Here is a 19,775-nt window from a genome sequence, read left to right as displayed (position 1 = left end):
AAAGCCCTCAGTAGAGGGCTTAGGGCATAGTCGAATGCAAAAATTATTTAGTGAGAATATCATCCCAAGCTAAACTTGGACTGCCAACAACGATAAAGTTAGGGTTTTCGAGCGTTTCTCGTTCGTTATAACTCATTGGCTGTAAATTGATATCCATTAACGCACCGCCAGCTTCTTCAAGAATAATTTGCGCTGCACCAGTATCCCACTCACCAGTTGGGCCTAAGCGTACATAACAATCGGCACGTCCTTCAGCAACAAGGCAACTCTTTAACGCTGCGCCACCAAGGACCACTAACTCACAACTATTAGGATGACTTAATAATTTAAGCACTGACTGCGGATCTTGACGACGACTCACAGCAAGTTTCAAACCTGACTGTTCAATGTCATCAATTTGTCTGCTCATGATGCGAACTTCATTCTTAGTATCACGCTTATACGCCCCAAGCCCAGCAATGGCGTAATAACAAACGTTTGTCATCGGCACATAAACAATCCCCATAACAGGGCGATTATGTTCAACGAGTGCGATAATAACGGAAAAATCACCGCTGCCAGCGATAAATTCACCAGTACCGTCTAAAGGATCAACCAACCAATAACGCTGCCATTCAGCACGTTCTTCAAATGGAATATCGGCAGCTTCTTCACTCAAAATGGGAATATCTGGGGTTAATGCTGCGAGGCCGGCACAAATGATTTCATTTGCCGCTAAATCAGCTGAAGTAACAGGCGTATTGTCTGACTTAATTTCTCTGTCAAAGTCACCTTTGACATAAATATCTCGAATTTTTTGCCCTGCTTCAGTGGCAATTTTGATGACTTGTTCAATTACTTCTTCTGGCTTCATACCCACTCCAATCGCCAAATAATACGCTGAATACTGTCAAGTTAGTCCAACTTAGGCTTTTTTAGTAGCTTTCATCGGCTAATATTTTGTTTTTATTTTAATTAGTAACCGCTATTTTGCTAAAAACTGCTGTGCAAGAAATAATGCACTGACACTTCGTGATTCAGAAAAGTCAGCATCTTCAAGCAAGGTTTGCCAATCTTCTAAAGGATATGGAATGACCTCTATTGGTTCAGGCTCATCACCTTCAAGGCGACTTTCATATAAGTCTTCTGCAATAAAAATCTGCATTTTACTGGCAAAGTAGCCAGGCGCTAAACTGAGTTCTTTTAATAAAGTCAGTTTGTTACTGGCAAAACCGATTTCCTCTTGTAGCTCTCGGTTAGCAGCTTCAGCGGCCTCTTCTCCAGGATCAATCAAGCCTTTAGGGAAACCCAGTTCATAATTATCGGTACCTGCGGCATATTCTTTGGCTAACAATAATTGACCTTGATGCACAGGGACAATCATTACTGCACCACGGCTACCGCCACTCATTCTTTCATATTGACGCTCTACGCCATTAGAAAACTTTAAGTGCAGCTGCTCAATTTGAAATAGACGACTTTTTGCTACTATTTCACGATGAAGGATGTCAGGCTTTTTATGCCGAGTTGTCATTAAAACCTCATATATGACGAATTTAGATAGACAAGTTACAATCTTACTACCCTAGCTATATTCTACAACTGGAATTTTCATGTTTCCTTGGCATAAGATAGACACAGTTTTACTCGATATGGATGGCACCCTACTCGATTTACACTTTGATAATCACTTTTGGTTATCTTTAGTGCCACAACAATTGAGCCAACAGCGGCAGATATCAGTGACCCAAGCGCAACAATTAGTCGAGCAATCTTACCAAAAGGTAGAAGGAACATTAGATTGGTATTGCATTGATTATTGGCAAGAAAAGCTTAGTTTGGATATTTTAACTTTGCATTATTCCTTGGCAGAGCGAATTCAAATGCGTCAAGACAGTATGCCCTTTCTTAATGCACTAAAAACTGCAGGGAAACAGCGGATATTAATGACAAATGCTCATCCCAAAAGCTTAGCATTAAAACTTGAACATACTGAACTTGCACACGGACTTGATGCAACTTTTTCAAGCCACGAAACAGGCTACCCAAAAGAGCACCCTAAATTTTGGGAGCATGCAATTCGTCAATTCAGTCTTAATCCAAGCCGTTGTTTATTTGTTGATGATAATGAGCACATTTTAGAAGCGTCGAAAAAAGCAGGAATTGGTTATCAACTGGGTATATCCAACCCTGACAGCCAAAAACCTCATAAAGACTTTGTCGACTTCCCAGCCATTCATGATTACCAAATGCTGCATCAGGATCTACTCGACGCGTAGATTACTTTTGGAATGAAAAACAAAAAAGGCATGTGATTAACATGCCTTTTTTATTGAAGCTGCCAGTCTACATACCTGGAATTACGCCGTTATAATTAATCGGGTAATATCCTTGGCTATCTTGCTTACCTAGGAAGGATAATGCTTGAGTAAGATCTTCAGGTTGTTCTGGTGTTGGCTTAATTTTAGCGCTGACAGAAAAGCGATTACTTTCGCCTAAACTTGCAATCCCTTCAATACCCATTTGGTTCATTGTGTCATCAGTATTTAACTGCACCATGCCATCAATACACTTCAACCCTAATGCAATGTTACCTAATGGATACTCTCCAAACTGGTTTTTTACATCAATACGATTTAAAAATAACTTACCTGACAGCTGTTCACACCATGGCTCACCTTGCTCAAGACGTTCAACAATCAAGCTAACATCACCATTCACTTTCGTTCTGAATGGCAGACGGCTATTACCTAACAAAAATGAATTTGGCGCTTCAAAACGTAAGTTTTCAGCTGATATACCTGATAACGACCAAGTGATATCTCCTTGCCCACTGACTGCTGTCGCACGATTACCAATGTTGACATCAAGGTTCACTTGGCCAATAAACAATGTCCATGGGTTCATGTCCCAGCTCACTTGTTCAATGATGCGACGATCAATAGATACCAGCTCAGCATGACCTTGCCATAACGTGCCTGATACACCACTCACTTTAATGTTATTAGGTAACGACGCAATGCCTACTACCCAATTAGCAGGAATGTAAGCCACCATAAAGGCGAGATAAATAACAACGCCTATTACTATTTTTTTAATCAAACTCACTACAACACCTGCTTACTTAGACAGCTGAATACGACGTACTTTGACAAAACCGGCCACATCAGACTCTGATAAATCCACACTTTCAAGGGTTAAGCCTTTTTGTTCAACCAGCTCATGTAAATAATTCAATAAGCTGTCAAAAGGCACATCATCCATCCACAACTGGATTTTATCACCCTGAGGCTGCATTCGTGTGATTTCTAACTTATATTGACCCGCAAGCTGATTGACCACAGAACTGAGGCTGCCAGTTGACGTTGGTTTCGAGCCTGATTGCTTCAAACCTGCGATTTTATTAGCCGTTTGTTTGACATAGTTGAGTGTTTGTAACTCTGATTGGTGCCTCATTTCAGCATTTTCAGCAGCTGAAGAAATCGGGCTCCAAATTCCCCAATATAAAATACCAATAATGACAAACACACCACAGCTGGCGACAAGCTGCTGCTCTCTGAGGGCTAAGCCTTTCCACCAAGCTTGCAAATTTTCCATCTTATTTGCCCCTCAATGTTAGGGTTGTATTCACTTCGTCTTCACCGCTATTGATTGCACCCATATCAAGGTCATATCGTGTTTCAACTAACTCTTTAAACTTATCGACTTGGTCATAAGTTTTGGCCGTCACTTGCATACGCAGTTCATTACGGTTGGCATCGAAACGTAAAGAATTTGGTTTTAAATCCGGTACCTTTTCAAAAGCATCTTTTAAGCCATCAAGCATTTCAAAAAATGCCGCTCCACCACCCTGGCCTTGCATACTGCGTAACTGAGAATCCATTTGCGAGCGGATATTAACAATACGATTAATACCTGGACTGACTCTTTTAAAAATCGCTTCACTTTGTTGCTTAACTTCAGCAGTTTGCGCTTCTAGCTGATAAATCGTTAAGCCTTTATTGACTAGAGATAATACGATCGCTATCGCCATAATGATGGCGACATTACGCCATAACATTAAATGTTTACTGTATTCACGCTTTGGCTGATAAATGCCACTGAGTAAATTGATCGGCGCTTGGATAATGCCTTTAGCCAAAACCATCATAGGTAAATCTAAGGGTTTAGACTCAACTTCCGCTCCCATAAAGACTAAATCTTCGCTGTAAGCTGCAATATTGAGGGGAGCTTGATCTTCTTGCTGTTCAGGCATCAGTTGCGGTAGTGCAAAATCTAACCATGTTTTAGGCAGACTAACACCGCTTCCTTCACCCGTTCGTAATAACAGTTCATCACCCATATCCAGTGCCGCCCAGCGACATTGTTCTAATGGTAATGCTAAACAATCAGGTACGATACGTTTTACCTTCATACCGGCATCAAGCAGCCAAGATAACCAATCTTGCATTTGGTCATGGGCAACTGCAACCACGTTCAGTTGCTCACCATCACGTGGCCCAACGACAAAGTGCATATCTTCAACATCAGATGCAATCGTTTCTTCTAGCATAAAAGGCAATGCTTTCAATGCTTGGCGCTGGTTTTTCTCAGGTAATTCAATTTGAGTCAATGTCATGCTTGACGCTGGCACTAAAACATCAACAGGGCGATTTCCAGCACGCTCAGTTAAACTTGATAGGCTTGCTGCATCACTTAACTCGCCAGAGGCGATAATTTCTTGCTCCTGCTCTGACCAAACTAGCCAAGAACATGGGCTTTCTGATGTTTTACCTAATCGGATAAAAAGCCGTTCAGACACTGTTACTCTCCACTGGCTGCAAGGGTTTCAAAAAACTGTGCAGCGGGTTGTTTCTCTTGTTCATTACTGTTGCCCACCATACTGGCGAGTCAACACGTCAAATTTATCACCGCTTCGCTGTAGCACACTGTCCATTCTGAACATGGCATTATCAACTTTAGCGCCCGCTTTCAGTAAAAAGAAATTACTGTCCACTACAATACTCGACTTCATATTGCTCTCAGTCGCTAAACTAGCAAGCGTATTATTCTCCCAAAACTCTGCAGCAGTTTCGAAACCATCTGCAGGTCTTTGGTTAATCAAGCTTTCGGCATCACTCAATGAAATTTTGTTATCTAACATGCCAACAAGTAATGCGGCTTGTTCTACTTCAATGGTGTTGACATTCAATAACTGTTGATTGTTACCTGGTATCGCACAAATATAAGGTAATAACGTGGTATACACTTGCTGGTTATAGCCAATCACCGCCCTTAATTCACTATGATGATTCATCAAAGTATTCGCTGCTCGATACGGGATATTACGCGATTCATAATCCGCATCTTCAGCACCATAAGGCATAGAAACAGTGTCATCATCAATATAATCAACCAAGGTATGAGTCAGCCTTTCTGCACCAAACTCGTCCATCCCCAGTGCGACTAATAACGCTTTATATTGGCTTGCCGCTAAACTGAGCTTGGGCTGACCATTCTCAACTTCTGTCGAAGTCACAGATAACGCATTGATATTGAAACAGGAGCGCATATCCTGAATTTCGCCACCAATTTCACCGTACTCGGCAGGAAAAATAACATCAGCCAGTGCCCAATATTGTTGGCGATGCACAGTGCCATCACTGTCTTCCATATCTTGCTTTAAAATCTTTTTCGCTAACTCTTCTGCAGAAATAGCATACCAATATGCTTGGTCATATTGCGCCAAGTTTAACGTTCGGCGCATAGATAACTGGTTACGGCTGGTGATGTTGGTAGCGATAATCACAACCAATGCCACAATCAACAGTACAACTAATAACGCCACTCCGCGCTGTTTACGAAACCCCGGTAATTGTGACTTCATCATGTGTCGTCACCTTCAGTCTTTTCTCCGGTTTCATCAGTGTCGCTGTTATCGCTATTGTCACCGTTATTGCCACCACTATTACCACCGCTGCCAGTGCTTGAGCTGTCTCCACCTTTAGGTAGTAAAAAACGACGTTCAATGGTGCCTAAGCCTTCAATCTCAACTTCCATCGCTATCGCAAGCGGTAAGGTAGAAGCATCAACTTTTCGCTCCCATTTATCACCTACAAAAAATGAATACTCAATGGAAATGACATCTTTCACGATTAAACTTTTTAACGGTTCTGCACCGACCTCTGGCTCTGGGTAAGGATAATACCAACGCTCTAAGCGGCCATCTTGAACAACATAAGCAACAGACTGCAAACTACCACGAGGTAACATGCCATCTGGATTCAACCAACCTAAGCGGAAAAACACTAAGGCTTCAGTTTCAGAATCCAGCATATTATCACCGGTTTGAAATACAGATGTTGTACGCTCACCATCAAAACCACGCTGAGTTCGCGCCACGATTTGGCCTAAGTCTCGCTCAATAATCCCAAACCCTTGTTGCAACGCTTTGAGTCGAACCGAAAACTCTTTGGTCGCTTCATCATTTTTCATCACAGTCGATAGCACAGCATTGGCGGCCAATCCGATCATGGCGAAAATGGCTATTGAGATCAGCATTTCTAATAGGGTAAACCCTAACTGATTATGCTTTTGTGATTTAACCTTCGTTGTGAACATAACTACTCACTTGGGCAACGGTTCGGTTAAACCTATCTTCATCGCTCACTAAAATTCTTATCATACGGAAATTGTCGTCTGTGGTTTTAACCACTTCTTGACGCCAATACCAATCTTTTCCTGCGAGTTCGACTTGGCCATTTTTAGTACCAAGTTCAGGGAATTGCTGAATTAATCTGGCTTCAACCATCTGATTACTCGCAACCCATTGTGCAAGGGTTCTTTCTTCTAATATCGGTAGGTTCGCCATTTGATCACCGATACTTTTGGTGACGGCAACGGCTGCAATCGAAAACACTGCTAACGCAACGATGACTTCAAGTAACGTCATGCCTTTACAAGTCTTCATCGAAACTTCCTAGCGCTAATCGTCCCATTGCGTCACCGACAACTAAGACTTCAACTTCTTTGCCATTGGCATCATCAGTTAAAAAACTCAATTCAAATGTCGACATTTCACCGCTTGGAAATAACAAAATTTGCGGCTCTGGGTTTTTCTTCTTGTCTTCTTTGCTTTCATCAATGAGTGGCTCATCGAACCATGACTCATCTTCTTCATCGTCTTGTACTAATGGCAAACCGTCCAGTAGCAGGCTCATCATGACACCTTCCTCCATTTGTTGTGGAGCAAGCTGCCTATCACCTGTTAGCGGTTCCCATTTACCGTCTTTGTAATATACAAATTGGTATTCATCTTCTTCTACGACAATCCCTAAAAACTGGCCACTGAGGATGGTTTCTTCAATCACTAACTCAGTGGTTGCTATAAATTGTCGAGCTGTTTTAGTTAACGCCTGCTCTGGTCCTGCTGTGCTCGTCGTCATGGTGACTGCTGCTGCAGTTAAGCCCATCAGCAGTGCAACCAATAATACCTCTAAAAGAGTGAACCCAGCTTGGCGTGTAAACTTCATTGAATTATCTCAAACTTCCATTACTGGAAGTTTTGTAAATTCCAGTTACCAATATCGTCTTCAGTGCCCACTTGTCCGTCAGGACCTGCACTGAAAATATCGATACGACCATTCTCACCTGGGCTTAGTAGGTAATAATCATTACGCCATGGGTCTTGTGGTAAACGCTTTAAATAACCATCTGGACGGTAGTTACGAGGCTCTGGCGAAGACGTTGGCTTTTGCACTAATGCATCTAAACCTTGGTCAGTTGTTGGGTATACACTGTTGTCTAAGCGGTACATATCCAATGCATTTTCTAAAGCTACAATGTCTGAAACTGCTTTTTGTAAATCCGCTTTATCTTTGTTACCCATTAAGTTGGGAACAACCATTGAGGCTAAGATACCCAGAATAACGATTACCACCATCACTTCTAAGAGGGTAAAACCACGTTGTTTACGATTGACTTGCATTGACGACTTCCTCCGATACGCACGACAAAGTGCGTGATAAAAATTACCTTAATAACCTAATCGGTTTAACCACTGATCAAGTTATTTAATTCTAAAATAGGCTGTAAAATAGCCATGACAATAAACAGCACCACTGACGCCATGCTAACAACAAGCATAGGTTCGAATACCCCTAATGCGATGTTCACATTAGATTCAAACTCACTGTCTTGGTTATCAGCAGCACGTTCTAGCATTTGCTCTAACTGACCACTTTTTTCACCCGATGCAATCATATAGAGCATCATAGGCGGGAAAAGTTTAGTATTTGTGAGCGCAGCCCCTAAACTAGTACCTTCACGTACTCTTGCAGTTGCATCATCAACTGCAGCGCGTACTTTCACATTCAATAATACTTCACTGGCAATTCTCATCCCTTCAAGAAGCGGAACAGAACTCGCAGACAAAATACTTAATGTTCGTGCAAAACGAGCGGTATTAATGCCCTTGCTGACCTTACCTATAACTGGCGCCTTTAATAACCAAGTATCAAAGTGCATCCGAAAGTTCGGTTTTTTGAGCATCTGCTTAAACAGTACAAACGCTGCGAATAACAGGCCTAGGACGACTAAGCCATATGCTTGCACAAAATCAGAAGCTAAAATCAAGAACTGGGTCGTTCCTGGTAACTCTTGCCCCATATGCTCAAATTGCCCCACAACTTTTGGGACAACGGCAGCTAATAATACGGCAATGACGCCAATCGCAACGACGGTCAATACAATTGGATAAATCATTGCTTGAGTGAGCTTTGACTTTAATTGCTGACGGCGTTCGGTGTAATCCGCTAAACGGTTCAATACCACTTCTAAATGGCCTGACTTCTCACCAGATGCCACCATTGCACGATATAAATCATCAAAAACATGGGGATATTCGGCAAGTGAATCTGCCAAGCTATAGCCTTCAACAACACGAGAACGGACTGCCATCACTAGACTAGCAAGCCTGTCCTTTTCACACTGTTGGCCTACTGCTTTTAATGATTCTTCAATCGGCAAACCAGCTGCAACCAGTGTCGCTATTTGGCGTGTAATAAGTGCTAACTCTGCAACTGAAATACCACGTTGGAATAATTTAAAGCCACCCGTTTTAGCTTTTGCTTCTTTCTCTGCAACCGGTTGTAGCTCTATTGGCATCAAACGCTGTTCACGTAATTGACTACGTGCATGGCGAGCAGTATCAGCTTCAATGACGCCTTTTTGTTGTTTGCCATTACTATCAAGGGCTTTATATTCAAACGCTGCCATTGATTATTCCTCGCGCGTCACGCGTAAAACTTCTTCAAGCGTTGTCACGCCATCAAGTACTTTACTCATGCCATCATGACGAATACTAGGAATGGTTTGGCGAACATACTTTTCAATGGCCAGTTCACCACGTCCACCATGAATAAGCTCTCGAACATTATCGTCAACAACTAATAATTCATGGATACCAGTACGGCCTCGGTAACCGTTATGGCCACAGGCTTTACAACCATTGGCACGATAAATCACTCGAGTATCGTTCGCAGTGACGCCTAATAGCTCACGTTCTCGTTCATCTGGCTCATGCTCAATCTTACATTCATTACACAAGGTTCTGATTAGTCGCTGGGCCAATACACCAAGAAGACTTGAAGACACGAGGAAGGGTTCAACACCCATATCTTGTAAACGCGTAATCGCACCAGAAGCGGTATTGGTATGTAAAGTTGAAATCACTAAGTGACCAGTTAATGACGCTTGAACTGCAATTTGTGCTGTTTCTAAATCACGAATCTCACCAATCATTACAACATCAGGATCTTGACGTAGAATCGCACGTAAACCACGAGCAAATGTCATGTCGGCTTTCATGTTAACTTGCGTTTGCCCAATCCCTTCAAGTTCATACTCAATAGGATCTTCGACAGTCAAAATATTCGTATCTTTTGAGTTAATTTCAGTTAAGCCAGCATACAAGGTGGTACTTTTACCTGAACCAGTAGGGCCTGTAACCAAAATAATTCCGTGAGGCTTACGGATAATGGCATCAAATTGTTCACGAATTGACAGCGTCATACCTAACTGTTTCAAATCGAGATTACCGGTATTTTTATCCAGTAGACGCAATACCACGCGCTCGCCATGACTTGACGGCATAGTAGACACACGCACATCAACCGCTCGACCTGCTATACGCAACGAAATACGACCATCTTGAGGAACACGTTTTTCAGCAATATCAAGGCGTGCCATTACTTTGATACGTGATACCAACAGTGACGACAACTTGCGATTTGGCTTTAATACTTCTTTTAAAACGCCATCGATACGGAAACGAACGACCAATTGTTTTTCGTACGTCTCAATATGGATATCCGACGCTTCTTCTTTAATCGCTTCTGATAGTAATGCGTTAATTAACTTAATAATTGGCGCATCATCATCACCTTCCAATAAGTCTTCTGTTTGCGGCAATTCTTCGGCAAGAGTGAATAAATCCATCTCGTTACCTATATCTTCCATTAATTGCTGCGCTTCAGATGAATTAGCTTGGAAAGTTTGGGTTAACTTTGCTTCGAATTCTTCGACAGGTAATTGACTTAACACTAAGTCTTCACCAGCATAACGACGTACTTCTAACATTGCTGTCAGCGGCGTTTCACTGGTGTAATACAACTTCAGTGCATCGGCTTCTTTGGCTAATGCCAAGTTAAAGCGATGCGAAAAAGCAAACGGTAAGCGCTCACGACTGGTTGAGTGGAAGACCTCATCATTAAGCTCTTCCGATTCAATACCTAACTCGTTAGATACTTGCGCCAACTGCTCAGTCATTTCTGCTTCACTCATTGGCATCATCTTCTTGTTCTGCATCGACTTCAGTTTCTGCAGGTTGCTGATCTTTGGCTTTACTCTCGCTGATATGCTTTAGCGCTGGGTCGGTTTCACGCATCTTAGTTTCTAAACTCTTCCCTTCTTTGTAACGATTCAGTACTTCGTTAACTTCATCAGGCAAGTACGCTTCTTGATCCCACTCTTCAAGCATCGGCACATCAGTGTTTGGCATTAAGTTAACGCCACGTTCTTGTTGTTCAAGTTGCAATGCACGGAAGTAGTTGTACTTGCGGCCCGCAATGCCTTCCATGGTAATCCCGTCACGAATAATCGTCGGTTTAATAAATACCATCAAGTTCTTCTTTTTCACGCCACTTGAAGATGATTTAAATAAGTGACCAATGATTGGTAGGTCGCCTAAGAATGGCACTTTTTGCACTGATTCTTGAGTTTCTTCGTTAATCAAACCGCCTAAAACAACAATTTGACCTGAATCAGCCATTACAGTGGTGGTTAATCGACGAGTCGCAAATGTCACATCGACACCTGTTTTACCGTTAATACCTGACACTTCTTGTTCGATGGTTAACTTAACAGATGTTCCTTCGTTAATTTGAGGAACCACTTTTAACTTCACACCCACTTCTTTACGTTCAACCGTTTGGAAAGGGTTACTGTTACCATTACTTGAGTTTTGGCTACCTGTTAAAATCGGGACTTCATCACCAACAATGAACGACGCTTCTTGGTTATCTAGAGTTGTAATAGAAGGTGTAGCAAGTACGTTTGATTTAGTATCACTTGAAACAGCTTGAACTAGTGCACCGAAGTCACCAGCAGTGATCCCCCATGCCATACCATTCACTTTACCTAATGCTTGTGCCAATAAGGTAATATCACCACGAGTGTCTGGGTTTTCAGTACAGGTACCATTTTCAGTACAAACTGTAGTACCTTCTTCACCTTGAGCCTGCCAAACACCAGCACCGATTTCACCAATCGTTGGACCTAGGTTATTAAACTGAGTACCACCACCAGCTGTGGTTGCCCATTGCACACCAAAACCAACATCATCACCCTCGGCGACTTCTACAATGATAGCTTCAACTAATACTTGAGCACGGCGGATATCAAGTTGATTGACCACACTTTCAATTGTGCGCATTTGATCAGGATCGGCACTGATCACTAATGCGTTAGTATCAAGGTGCGCCATGATATTAATTTCTTTACGACGCTTATTACTGCTTTGACCCGCATCTTGATCAGATTGTAATTGCTCAGCAAATCCTGTTAATACCTCGACTAAATCCTCGGCTTTGGCATAACGTAAATATCTTACTTTCGTATTGCCCGTTGTTGCCTGCTCAGCATCAAGACGACGAATAAGTTCGACAACACGTTGGCGACTTTTTTCATCGCCACTAACAACGACAGCATTAGTACGCTCATCAGCAACAACTTTAGGCGCTTGACCTGGCATTTGTGCTTGATTAGCAGTTGAACGATAAAGGGTATCGATAATTCGAACGATTTCGCCAGCAGAGGCATACTCAAGCGAGACAACTTGAACTTCAGTGTCACCTTGTTTATCTACGCGGCGAACAATTTCGACTAACTTGTTGACCACGGCTGCACGACCAGAAATCATTAACACATTTGATGGATCGTAGTTAACAACATTACCGCCACCCGCATTATCATTTAACTGACGTAATAGTGGTGCAAGTTGTTTTGCTTCCGTGTTGTAAAGGGCAACAATACGAGTCACCATTTCATCGCCTAAACCAGGCTTACTATCATCAGCGACACGAATTGCGGCCGTTTTAGCATCTTTATCTTTAATGACCTTAATGACGCGGTTTTCCATTTCAACCACAGCATAGCCATAAACTTGCAGAACATTGAGGAAGAATTGATAGTACTGCTCATCATTTAATAAATCATAACTACGCACATTGATTTTGCCACGTACGGTCGGATCCACGATGATAGTTTTATTGAGGTTTTTGCCTACAATATTGATGAATTCTTGAATATCTGTGCCTTTAAAGTTGGCAGCATATTGTTCCGACCAAGCCGCTTGAGAAGCAAGCATTGCAATACCTGCAACAAACCCTGCTAATAACTTGCGTCGAATTCCATAACTCTTCATTATTTTCAATCCTCTACTGCCGATACTATTCAGGCAAACTAAATACTATTTCTACTAACTGCCCATCGCGTTCAACCATAACGCCGATTTCTGTTAATTCTTGTAACTGTGCCATTACTTCTAATGATTGTCCCATGTCGGTCAAATCATAGCCGTTAATGGATTTGGCTAAATCATTGGCTTTAAACCCAGCTGCGGTAAATAAGGTTTTATTCTTACCTGGGTTCAAGCGGTAGCCACTCACTCCGTCAGCTCCACGCACCGGAGAAATAGCTAAATAATCTGTTAATTTTCCTGGGTCTGCTAATAATTCATCACGCGAGTCGCTAATTTGCTGAGCAACTTCAGTATTTTGGCGGCGATCAATGCGCTGAACTTCACGATCTTTTTTAGCTTGTTGTAATGATTGGTTTGCCTGGCTTTGTGTGGTGTAGCTTAAGCCGTCTAGCATTAAGGTTTCGTAACGCCCAGCGTTAGTGATAATAATTCGGTCTGCATAGACTTCTTTTAATGAGGCCGATGTGCCTTTAATTTTATCGCCAAGACTATAGGTTTCTTGACTACCTTTCGATTCAATGACAGCAAGGCCATTGGTATCGGAAGTCGATGCAACCACACCAGTTAATAGAATAGACAGATTGGTTTTAGGGGCATCGGTAATTTGTTCGACGGGTGCAGGCTTTTTAGGACGGCCATCGTCACTGGCATCTTTCTCACCAAATAATGACAACTTCTGAACACTACTTAGCTCCACTCGCTTCGCACTCGCAACGGATGTAGGTGAAGGTTGCCAAGCAACAGCTTGGCTATTAACTGGTATTAATTTCCAAGTAATCTGTGCTGTCAGTAATAGCACAATCACTAATCCCAACCAGAATACAGCGGTGCTTAACGGCTTTTGCGGTATCGCTGAAGCCTTCGTTATAATTTTATCTAATACATCCATATTCGGCTTGGACCCTCTATGCAGGTCGCTGTTCTAATTCTGTTAATTTAGGAAATACTGCATCATGCTAACCTACCCAGCTTATTGCAACAAGCCCGTAGCATATCGATTGGCGAAATTGCACCGAATATGCTACATTTGCGCGCCTAAAAACGCTGTGAGAAACACCGTTATTTGTGCGCTTTCCTACATTTTAAATATTAAAAATGTCAACCTTGTGAACTCATACCACTTTTGGGGGTGTTTAGATGGGCCAAGCTTCATCATCAGCAACATCAGTCAGACTCGATAAATGGCTATGGGCGGCACGCTTTTATAAAACACGCTCACTTGCAAAAGAGATGATCAATGGTGGAAAAGTACACTATAACGGTCAACGTACAAAATCCAGCAAGCAAGCTGAAGTCGGTGCCAAGATTCGTTTACGACAAGGCCACGACGATAAGGAAATAATTATTGCTCAATTGTCAGAACATCGACAAGGAGCGGCTATAGCACAGACGCTATATGAAGAAACAGCCGAAAGCATGAGTAAAAGAGAATTTAATGCCGAAGCCAGACGCTTAAATATTTTGAATAATCCTGCACCAGAAACCAAGCCGGATAAAAAACAGCGTCGTCAACTTATTCGCTTTAAAGATCTATAAAGACGATTAAAGCACAACAAACGAGAGTGAACATGAGCAAAGATATTTTACATCGCTACTTATTTGATAATGCCGATGTTCGTGGTGAGATGGTACAACTTGAAAAAAGCTATCAAGAGATTCTATCTGCCAATGAATACCCATTCGCATTGCAGCAACTATTGGGTCAATTAATGGCGGCAACGTCGTTATTAACAGCCACAATCAAGTTTAGTGGTGACATTAGTGTGCAGCTTCAAGGTGATGGTCCTGTTTCGTTAGCCGTTATCAATGGCACTAATTTACAAGCGCTTCGTGGTGTTGCACGCTGGAAAGGTGAGTTAGCTGACGATGCATCCCTAACTGATCTAATGGGTAAAGGCGTAATGGTTATCACGCTGACGCCTGACGAAGGTGAGCGTTACCAAGGTATCGTTTCACTTGAAAACGAAAGCTTAGCAGCTTGCCTAGAAGAATATTTCAGCCAGTCAGAGCAATTACCTACTCGCATCACCTTATTTGCTGATGGCAAACAAGCTGCAGGTATGTTGCTACAAGTATTACCGACTCAAACCGATGAAAACGAAGACTTCAACCATTTAATGGCCCTTACTGAAACCATCAAACAAGAAGAGCTTTTCACTTTAGATGCTGAAGAGATTTTACATCGTTTATATCATCAAGAAGAGGTTCGCCTTTTCGATCCGGTTGATGTCACATTCAAGTGCACCTGCTCAAAAGAACGAAGTGCTAAGGCGCTAGCGACATTAGCACAAAACGAAGTAGAAACCATTTTGGCTGAAGAAGGTAAAATTGAAATGGGCTGTGAATATTGCCCAGCGGTTTACACTTTTGACAGCATCGATATTGCTGCAATTTTTGCAGGTAATTTTGAATCTACCACACAGCAATAACTGATCGATACAACACCAAAACTTTCACAAAAAAGCGCATTTAGCGCTTTTTTTGTGTAAAAAATCTATCTTAAAACTAAAAAAACACCCCAAATTACAAAAAAGTTACCAAACTGTTGGTTACCTGTATTGTTTATTACGTTACAATGACATCGCTAAATTAGCTTCAACCTAAGCAAGCGATAACGTAAGTCATCCTAAATATAAATCGGCAACATAGACCGATAAACGACCTATTTACGACGGAGAAGACCCGATGACAGATGGAACAAACAGCGTACACTTCAACCTGACAAGCGCTGAATTAATTGAACTTGCTTTACAACGTAACGAAGGACAATTAACAGCCAATGGCGCATTAGTCGCTAAAACCGGTGAACGTACTGGTCGCTCACCAAATGATCGCTTTATCGTTCAAGAAGCCAATACCCAAGATGATATTGATTGGGGTTCTGTTAACAAAGGTATAGCTGCCGATACTTTCGATGCCCTTTGGGGAAGAGTTGAAGCTTACCTTTCTGAAAAAGACATTTTTGTCTCAGAACTGGAAGTAGGTGCCGATGATGAGCATTATCTTCCTGTGCGTGTCACCACTGAATACGCTTGGCATCAAGTATTTGCACGTAACCTATTTATCACTCCAACACATTTCAACCGTGGTAATAAAGACGTATGGCAAATAATGAACGCCCCAGAGTTTGTCTGTGACCCCGCTCGTGACGGTACTCACTCTGATGCGGTTGTGATGATCAACTTCGCCGATAAAAAAGTATTGCTAGCAGGGCTTAAGTACGCTGGCGAAATGAAAAAGTCGATGTTCTCTGTCCAAAACTTCTTATTGCCAGCTAAAGGTGTACTGCCAATGCACTGTTCTGCCAATGTCGGCCATGATGGTGATACAACCTTATTCTTCGGCTTATCAGGCACAGGTAAAACAACCTTATCAGCCGATCCAAAACGTTTTTTAATTGGCGATGACGAACATGGCTGGGCTCCGGGTGGCGTTTTCAATATTGAGGGCGGCTGTTATGCCAAGTGCATCGACTTAAGCCAAAAAAATGAACCCGTTATTTGGGATGCGATTCGTTTTGGTACCGTACTTGAAAACGTCATGCTAGACGAAAATAGAGTGCCTGATTACACCAATACTGAACTAACCGAAAACAGTCGTGCAGCTTATCCACTTGAACATATTGCCCAACGTAAAGAAGAAAACCGCGGTGCAGAGCCTAATTCGGTCGTATTCCTAACATGCGATGTTTCAGGTGTCCTTCCGCCAGTTTCTGTGCTTACAAAAGAACAAGCAGCTTATCATTTCTTATCGGGTTATACCGCTAAGGTGGGGTCAACTGAAATGGGGTCAACATCTGCCATTCAATCGACATTCTCGACTTGTTTTGGAGCACCATTCTTCCCTCGTCCAGCAGGTGTTTATGCTGAACTATTGATGAAGCGAATCGAGTCTTTCGGTAGCCGAGTTTATCTGGTTAACACGGGCTGGACAGGTGGTCCACATGGCGTAGGTAAACGTTTTGATATTCCAACAACTCGCGCTATTGTCGACGCGATTGTCAGTGGTGAGCTTAAAGATGTGGAAACACAGCATATCGATAAGCTGAACTTAGCGGTACCCGTCGCTGTTTCTGGTGTTGATACTCAACTATTGAATCCAATTAACACTTGGGCAGATAAAGCTGAGTACAACAAATATGCACAGCAATTGGCAGAAGAGTTTACTGCTAACTTTGCCAAATATCAGGTATCTGATGCAATTAAAGCAGCAGGGCCCAATAGTTAGGTATTGCTAACTTTCATATTGTTTTATCTGCACTAAGCCTCAAATGACATTGAGGCTTTTTTATTTGTTACATTTTAAACAACAAACAAAGCAACAACCTGCCCTTAACCTCTTGTCTCAATGTTGAAATAATTTATGATAAAACAACACACTTGCTCATTTTGTAGGGATATCTATGCGCCGCGTTTTACTTGCCAGCTGCATCATAAACTCACTTATTTCTTTTTCTAGCGTGGCGACACAGATCACTCCTCCTTCAGCAGGCTCTTTGCAGCTTAGTTCGGAATTTGCCAAACCGGTTTTTATTAACGATGTTATCTTGCCTCCCATTAAGCCTTGGAGTGGTTCAAGTGAAACGTTACTGCGATCTGCTGATCAATCTTGGTCAACGCCATTTGAACAAAACGGATTAACCACCAGCCCAAACTATGATGAAACTCATCAATGGATAACTAACCTTGTCGATAATAGTGAATTACTAACACAAGTTTCGATTGGGAAAAGTCCACAAGGGCGAGATATTTGGATGGTGGTTGCCTCAGAAACGGGGGCAACAACCGCCGCAGAATTATCACAAAGTAATAAGCCTACTGTGCTAGTACAAGCTGGGATACATTCTGGAGAAATCGACGGTAAAGATGCTGGGATGATGTTACTTAGAGACATCACTCAAGGTAATAAGGAACAATTACTGGATAAAGTTAACCTTCTGTTCGTGCCTATTCTGAGTGTCGATGCCCATGAACGCAGCAGTGAGTTCAATCGTGTTAATCAGCGGGGTCCTGTTGATATGGGCTGGCGTACTAATGCACGCAACCTTAATCTTAATCGTGACTACGCAAAGTTAGACACCCTAGAACTACAGCATATGATACGAGCCATTAATATTTGGCAACCTGATTTATATATCGATGTGCATGTCACCGATGGCATAGATTATCAATACGATGTCACCTTTGGATATAACGTTAAAGAAGGCTACAGCCCAGCAAGTTTTGAATGGCTTGAAACCTATTACCGTCCTGAAATTGAGTCGGCATTATCAGCTCAAGGGCACATTCCTGGTAAGCTAATATTTGCAATTGATAATACAGATTTATCAAAAGGCCTTTCTTATTGGAACCCAAGCCCACGGTTTTCTAATGGTTACGGTGATGCCCGACATTTACCCACTATTTTAATTGAGAACCATAGTTTAAAACCCTTTAAACAGCGTGTTTTAGGCACTTATGTCATGTTAGAGCAAACCTTGAAAACGGTAGCTAAGCATGGAACTAAACTCAAAGCCGCTATATATGAAGATAAATATCAGCATCCACAACGTATCCCCTTAACATGGGAAACCGTTGAGCAGCCTGGTTGGGACTTTAAAGGAATAGGGTACTCTTTAGAACAAAGTGAGATTAGCGGTAATGAGGTTGTTCGTTGGGATGGTCAACCAAAGTTATACCCAAATTTAACTGTCATGGGGAATACGCAGCCTGCGATTAATACCCTACGCCCCAAATATTATTACGTCCCAGCACAGTGGCAACAAGTCATAGAAAGGCTATCAATCCACGGGGTGAGAATGACCACACTGACCAAGGCGAAAACAGTAAAAGTCGCGCAATATCAATTTTCCAATCCCGTATTTAATACAAAAGACTACGAGGGTCGCCAACGTGTAAATGCCACCAGCAATAAAGTTAAGTTTGAAACTACACTCCCTGTCGGCACGGTTGAGATTTCGACCAATCAACCACTGGGCGATTTAGCAATATTATTGCTTGAGCCACAATCAGCAGATTCATTTTTCCAGTGGGGATTTTTCAATAGTATCTTTACTCGAACAGAATACATTGAAGATTATGCGGTAGAGCCAATGGCAGCCAGTATGCTAGCAGAGAATGAAGCTTTAGCGAGTGAGTTTGCCCTTGCATTACAAGATGAAGACTTTGCCAACGATCCTAAAGCCAGATTACGCTGGTTTTACGAAAGAAGTCCTTACTACGACAATCAATATATGAAGTACCCAGTATTACGTTCAAATTAGTCTTGGTAGGCTAAAATAGCGATACATTGCGTGCAAAAGGTAATTGTCACAGCGCTTTGTATCGCTTTATTTCGGTTGATAGCTTGCAACTAATGCCAGCTTTTTTGTTCGAGACAGTTTTTTTACCGCAAGTTCACGTTTAGTGGCAGCACTGCGGTTGGCCACGGATTCTTGATACACTAAATGAAGTGGCCCCTTACCACGTAAAAATTTAGCACCTTTTACCCCCTTTTCATGCTCACTAAAGCGGCGAGCAACATCTGTGGTAATCCCTGTATATAACTGCCCATCTCGACATTGAATCATATAAAGATACCAATTCGCTCCTTTCGCTTGCGACTTATCTACAGGCTTAGTTAACTGTGACGTTGACCCAATTGAGTCATCAGCTTGATTACTGCTCATCGATATAAAAAACCTTCGTTCGGATCATAGTTATCTGTGGCTATCATGGCATAATGCGGTATCAAAAATAAATCTTATGTTCTAAGCCTACCTTAGACAAACCACAACATG

Annotated in this window: 20 protein-coding genes; 5 read left to right on the top strand and 15 right to left on the bottom strand. The window is 42.1% G+C overall.

Annotated features, from left to right (window positions below; all coding sequences use genetic code 11):
• Positions 1-43: 43 nt before the first annotated feature.
• Positions 44-853 (bottom strand): 3'(2'),5'-bisphosphate nucleotidase CysQ, encoded by an 810-nt coding sequence (gene cysQ / locus J8L86_RS19145; protein WP_211031297.1) that lies wholly within the window; start codon positions 851-853, stop codon positions 44-46.
• A gap of 111 nt (positions 854-964) precedes the next feature.
• Positions 965-1,513 (bottom strand): ADP compounds hydrolase NudE, encoded by a 549-nt coding sequence (gene nudE, locus J8L86_RS19140; RefSeq protein WP_055024209.1) that lies wholly within the window; start codon positions 1,511-1,513, stop codon positions 965-967.
• 79 nt (positions 1,514-1,592) lie between these two features.
• Here nudE and yrfG point away from each other — a divergent pair, with 79 nt between their 5' ends.
• Positions 1,593-2,258, top strand: a complete 666-nt coding sequence (gene yrfG, locus J8L86_RS19135) for a GMP/IMP nucleotidase (protein WP_211031296.1) — start codon at positions 1,593-1,595, stop codon at positions 2,256-2,258.
• Positions 2,259-2,325: 67 nt separating this feature from the next.
• On the opposite strand, the gene J8L86_RS19130 is transcribed toward yrfG, so the two are convergent.
• From J8L86_RS19130 to gspC, 12 genes are all read right to left on the bottom strand, one after another.
• Complete coding sequence (locus J8L86_RS19130; RefSeq protein ID WP_211031295.1) at positions 2,326-3,087, bottom strand: type II secretion system protein N; 762 nt, start codon at positions 3,085-3,087, stop codon at positions 2,326-2,328.
• A 12-nt stretch (positions 3,088-3,099) separates the two neighbouring features.
• The gene (locus J8L86_RS19125; RefSeq protein ID WP_055024206.1) at positions 3,100-3,576 is read right to left on the bottom strand and encodes a type II secretion system protein M; all 477 of its coding nucleotides are present in this window, start codon (positions 3,574-3,576) and stop codon (positions 3,100-3,102) included.
• 1 nt (position 3,577) lies between these two features.
• The gene (gene gspL, locus J8L86_RS19120) at positions 3,578-4,780 is read right to left on the bottom strand and encodes a type II secretion system protein GspL (protein ID WP_065110539.1); all 1,203 of its coding nucleotides are present in this window, start codon (positions 4,778-4,780) and stop codon (positions 3,578-3,580) included.
• A 63-nt stretch (positions 4,781-4,843) separates the two neighbouring features.
• Positions 4,844-5,845 (bottom strand): type II secretion system minor pseudopilin GspK, encoded by a 1,002-nt coding sequence (gene gspK / locus J8L86_RS19115; RefSeq protein WP_065110553.1) that lies wholly within the window; start codon positions 5,843-5,845, stop codon positions 4,844-4,846.
• On the bottom strand, positions 5,845-6,579 hold the full coding sequence (gene gspJ / locus J8L86_RS19110; RefSeq protein WP_065110538.1) for a type II secretion system minor pseudopilin GspJ: 735 nt from the start codon (positions 6,577-6,579) through the stop codon (positions 5,845-5,847). The genes gspK and gspJ overlap by 1 nt, the downstream gene beginning before the upstream one ends.
• Positions 6,560-6,928, bottom strand: a complete 369-nt coding sequence (gspI, locus tag J8L86_RS19105) for a type II secretion system minor pseudopilin GspI (RefSeq protein ID WP_055024203.1) — start codon at positions 6,926-6,928, stop codon at positions 6,560-6,562. Before gspI ends, gspJ begins: the two co-directional genes overlap by 20 nt.
• On the bottom strand, positions 6,915-7,490 hold the full coding sequence (gene gspH / locus J8L86_RS19100; RefSeq protein WP_065110537.1) for a type II secretion system minor pseudopilin GspH: 576 nt from the start codon (positions 7,488-7,490) through the stop codon (positions 6,915-6,917). Before gspH ends, gspI begins: the two co-directional genes overlap by 14 nt.
• Before the next feature lie 20 nt (positions 7,491-7,510).
• A complete protein-coding gene (gene gspG / locus J8L86_RS19095) occupies positions 7,511-7,945 on the bottom strand; it encodes a type II secretion system major pseudopilin GspG (protein WP_055024201.1) in 435 nt (144 codons plus the stop codon).
• Between the two features lie 65 nt (positions 7,946-8,010).
• The gene (gene gspF / locus J8L86_RS19090; protein WP_055024200.1) at positions 8,011-9,234 is read right to left on the bottom strand and encodes a type II secretion system inner membrane protein GspF; all 1,224 of its coding nucleotides are present in this window, start codon (positions 9,232-9,234) and stop codon (positions 8,011-8,013) included.
• Between the two features lie 3 nt (positions 9,235-9,237).
• Positions 9,238-10,800 carry a type II secretion system ATPase GspE gene (gene gspE / locus J8L86_RS19085; RefSeq protein WP_080917180.1) on the bottom strand — a complete coding sequence of 521 codons (1,563 nt, stop codon included), beginning with the start codon at positions 10,798-10,800 and terminating at the stop codon, positions 9,238-9,240.
• The gene (gene gspD / locus J8L86_RS19080; RefSeq protein WP_055024198.1) at positions 10,793-12,940 is read right to left on the bottom strand and encodes a type II secretion system secretin GspD; all 2,148 of its coding nucleotides are present in this window, start codon (positions 12,938-12,940) and stop codon (positions 10,793-10,795) included. The genes gspE and gspD overlap by 8 nt, the downstream gene beginning before the upstream one ends.
• Before the next feature lie 25 nt (positions 12,941-12,965).
• The gene (gene gspC / locus J8L86_RS19075; RefSeq protein WP_211031294.1) at positions 12,966-13,886 is read right to left on the bottom strand and encodes a type II secretion system protein GspC; all 921 of its coding nucleotides are present in this window, start codon (positions 13,884-13,886) and stop codon (positions 12,966-12,968) included.
• A 248-nt stretch (positions 13,887-14,134) separates the two neighbouring features.
• Here gspC and hslR point away from each other — a divergent pair, with 248 nt between their 5' ends.
• The 4 genes from hslR to J8L86_RS19055 all read left to right on the top strand — a co-directional run bounded on the left by hslR (position 14,135) and on the right by J8L86_RS19055 (position 19,259).
• Positions 14,135-14,533, top strand: a complete 399-nt coding sequence (gene hslR / locus J8L86_RS19070) for a ribosome-associated heat shock protein Hsp15 (protein WP_065110535.1) — start codon at positions 14,135-14,137, stop codon at positions 14,531-14,533.
• 32 nt (positions 14,534-14,565) lie between these two features.
• Positions 14,566-15,426, top strand: coding sequence for an Hsp33 family molecular chaperone HslO (gene hslO / locus J8L86_RS19065; protein WP_211031293.1), 861 nt, complete (start codon positions 14,566-14,568; stop codon positions 15,424-15,426).
• Positions 15,427-15,682: 256 nt separating this feature from the next.
• A complete protein-coding gene (locus tag J8L86_RS19060) occupies positions 15,683-17,224 on the top strand; it encodes a phosphoenolpyruvate carboxykinase (protein WP_055024194.1) in 1,542 nt (513 codons plus the stop codon).
• Positions 17,225-17,399: 175 nt separating this feature from the next.
• Positions 17,400-19,259, top strand: coding sequence for a M14 family metallopeptidase (locus tag J8L86_RS19055; protein WP_211031292.1), 1,860 nt, complete (start codon positions 17,400-17,402; stop codon positions 19,257-19,259).
• Positions 19,260-19,325: 66 nt separating this feature from the next.
• On the opposite strand, the gene J8L86_RS19050 is transcribed toward J8L86_RS19055, so the two are convergent.
• Positions 19,326-19,664, bottom strand: a complete 339-nt coding sequence (locus J8L86_RS19050; RefSeq protein WP_211031291.1) for a GIY-YIG nuclease family protein — start codon at positions 19,662-19,664, stop codon at positions 19,326-19,328.
• Positions 19,665-19,775: the final 111 nt, after the last annotated feature.

Source organism: Shewanella sp. MMG014 (assembly GCF_018100775.1).
GTDB classification, from domain to species: Bacteria; Pseudomonadota; Gammaproteobacteria; order Enterobacterales; family Shewanellaceae; genus Shewanella; species Shewanella japonica.
Note: the sequence above shows the minus strand (reverse complement) of the source record. Positions and strands in the feature narration are given on the sequence as shown.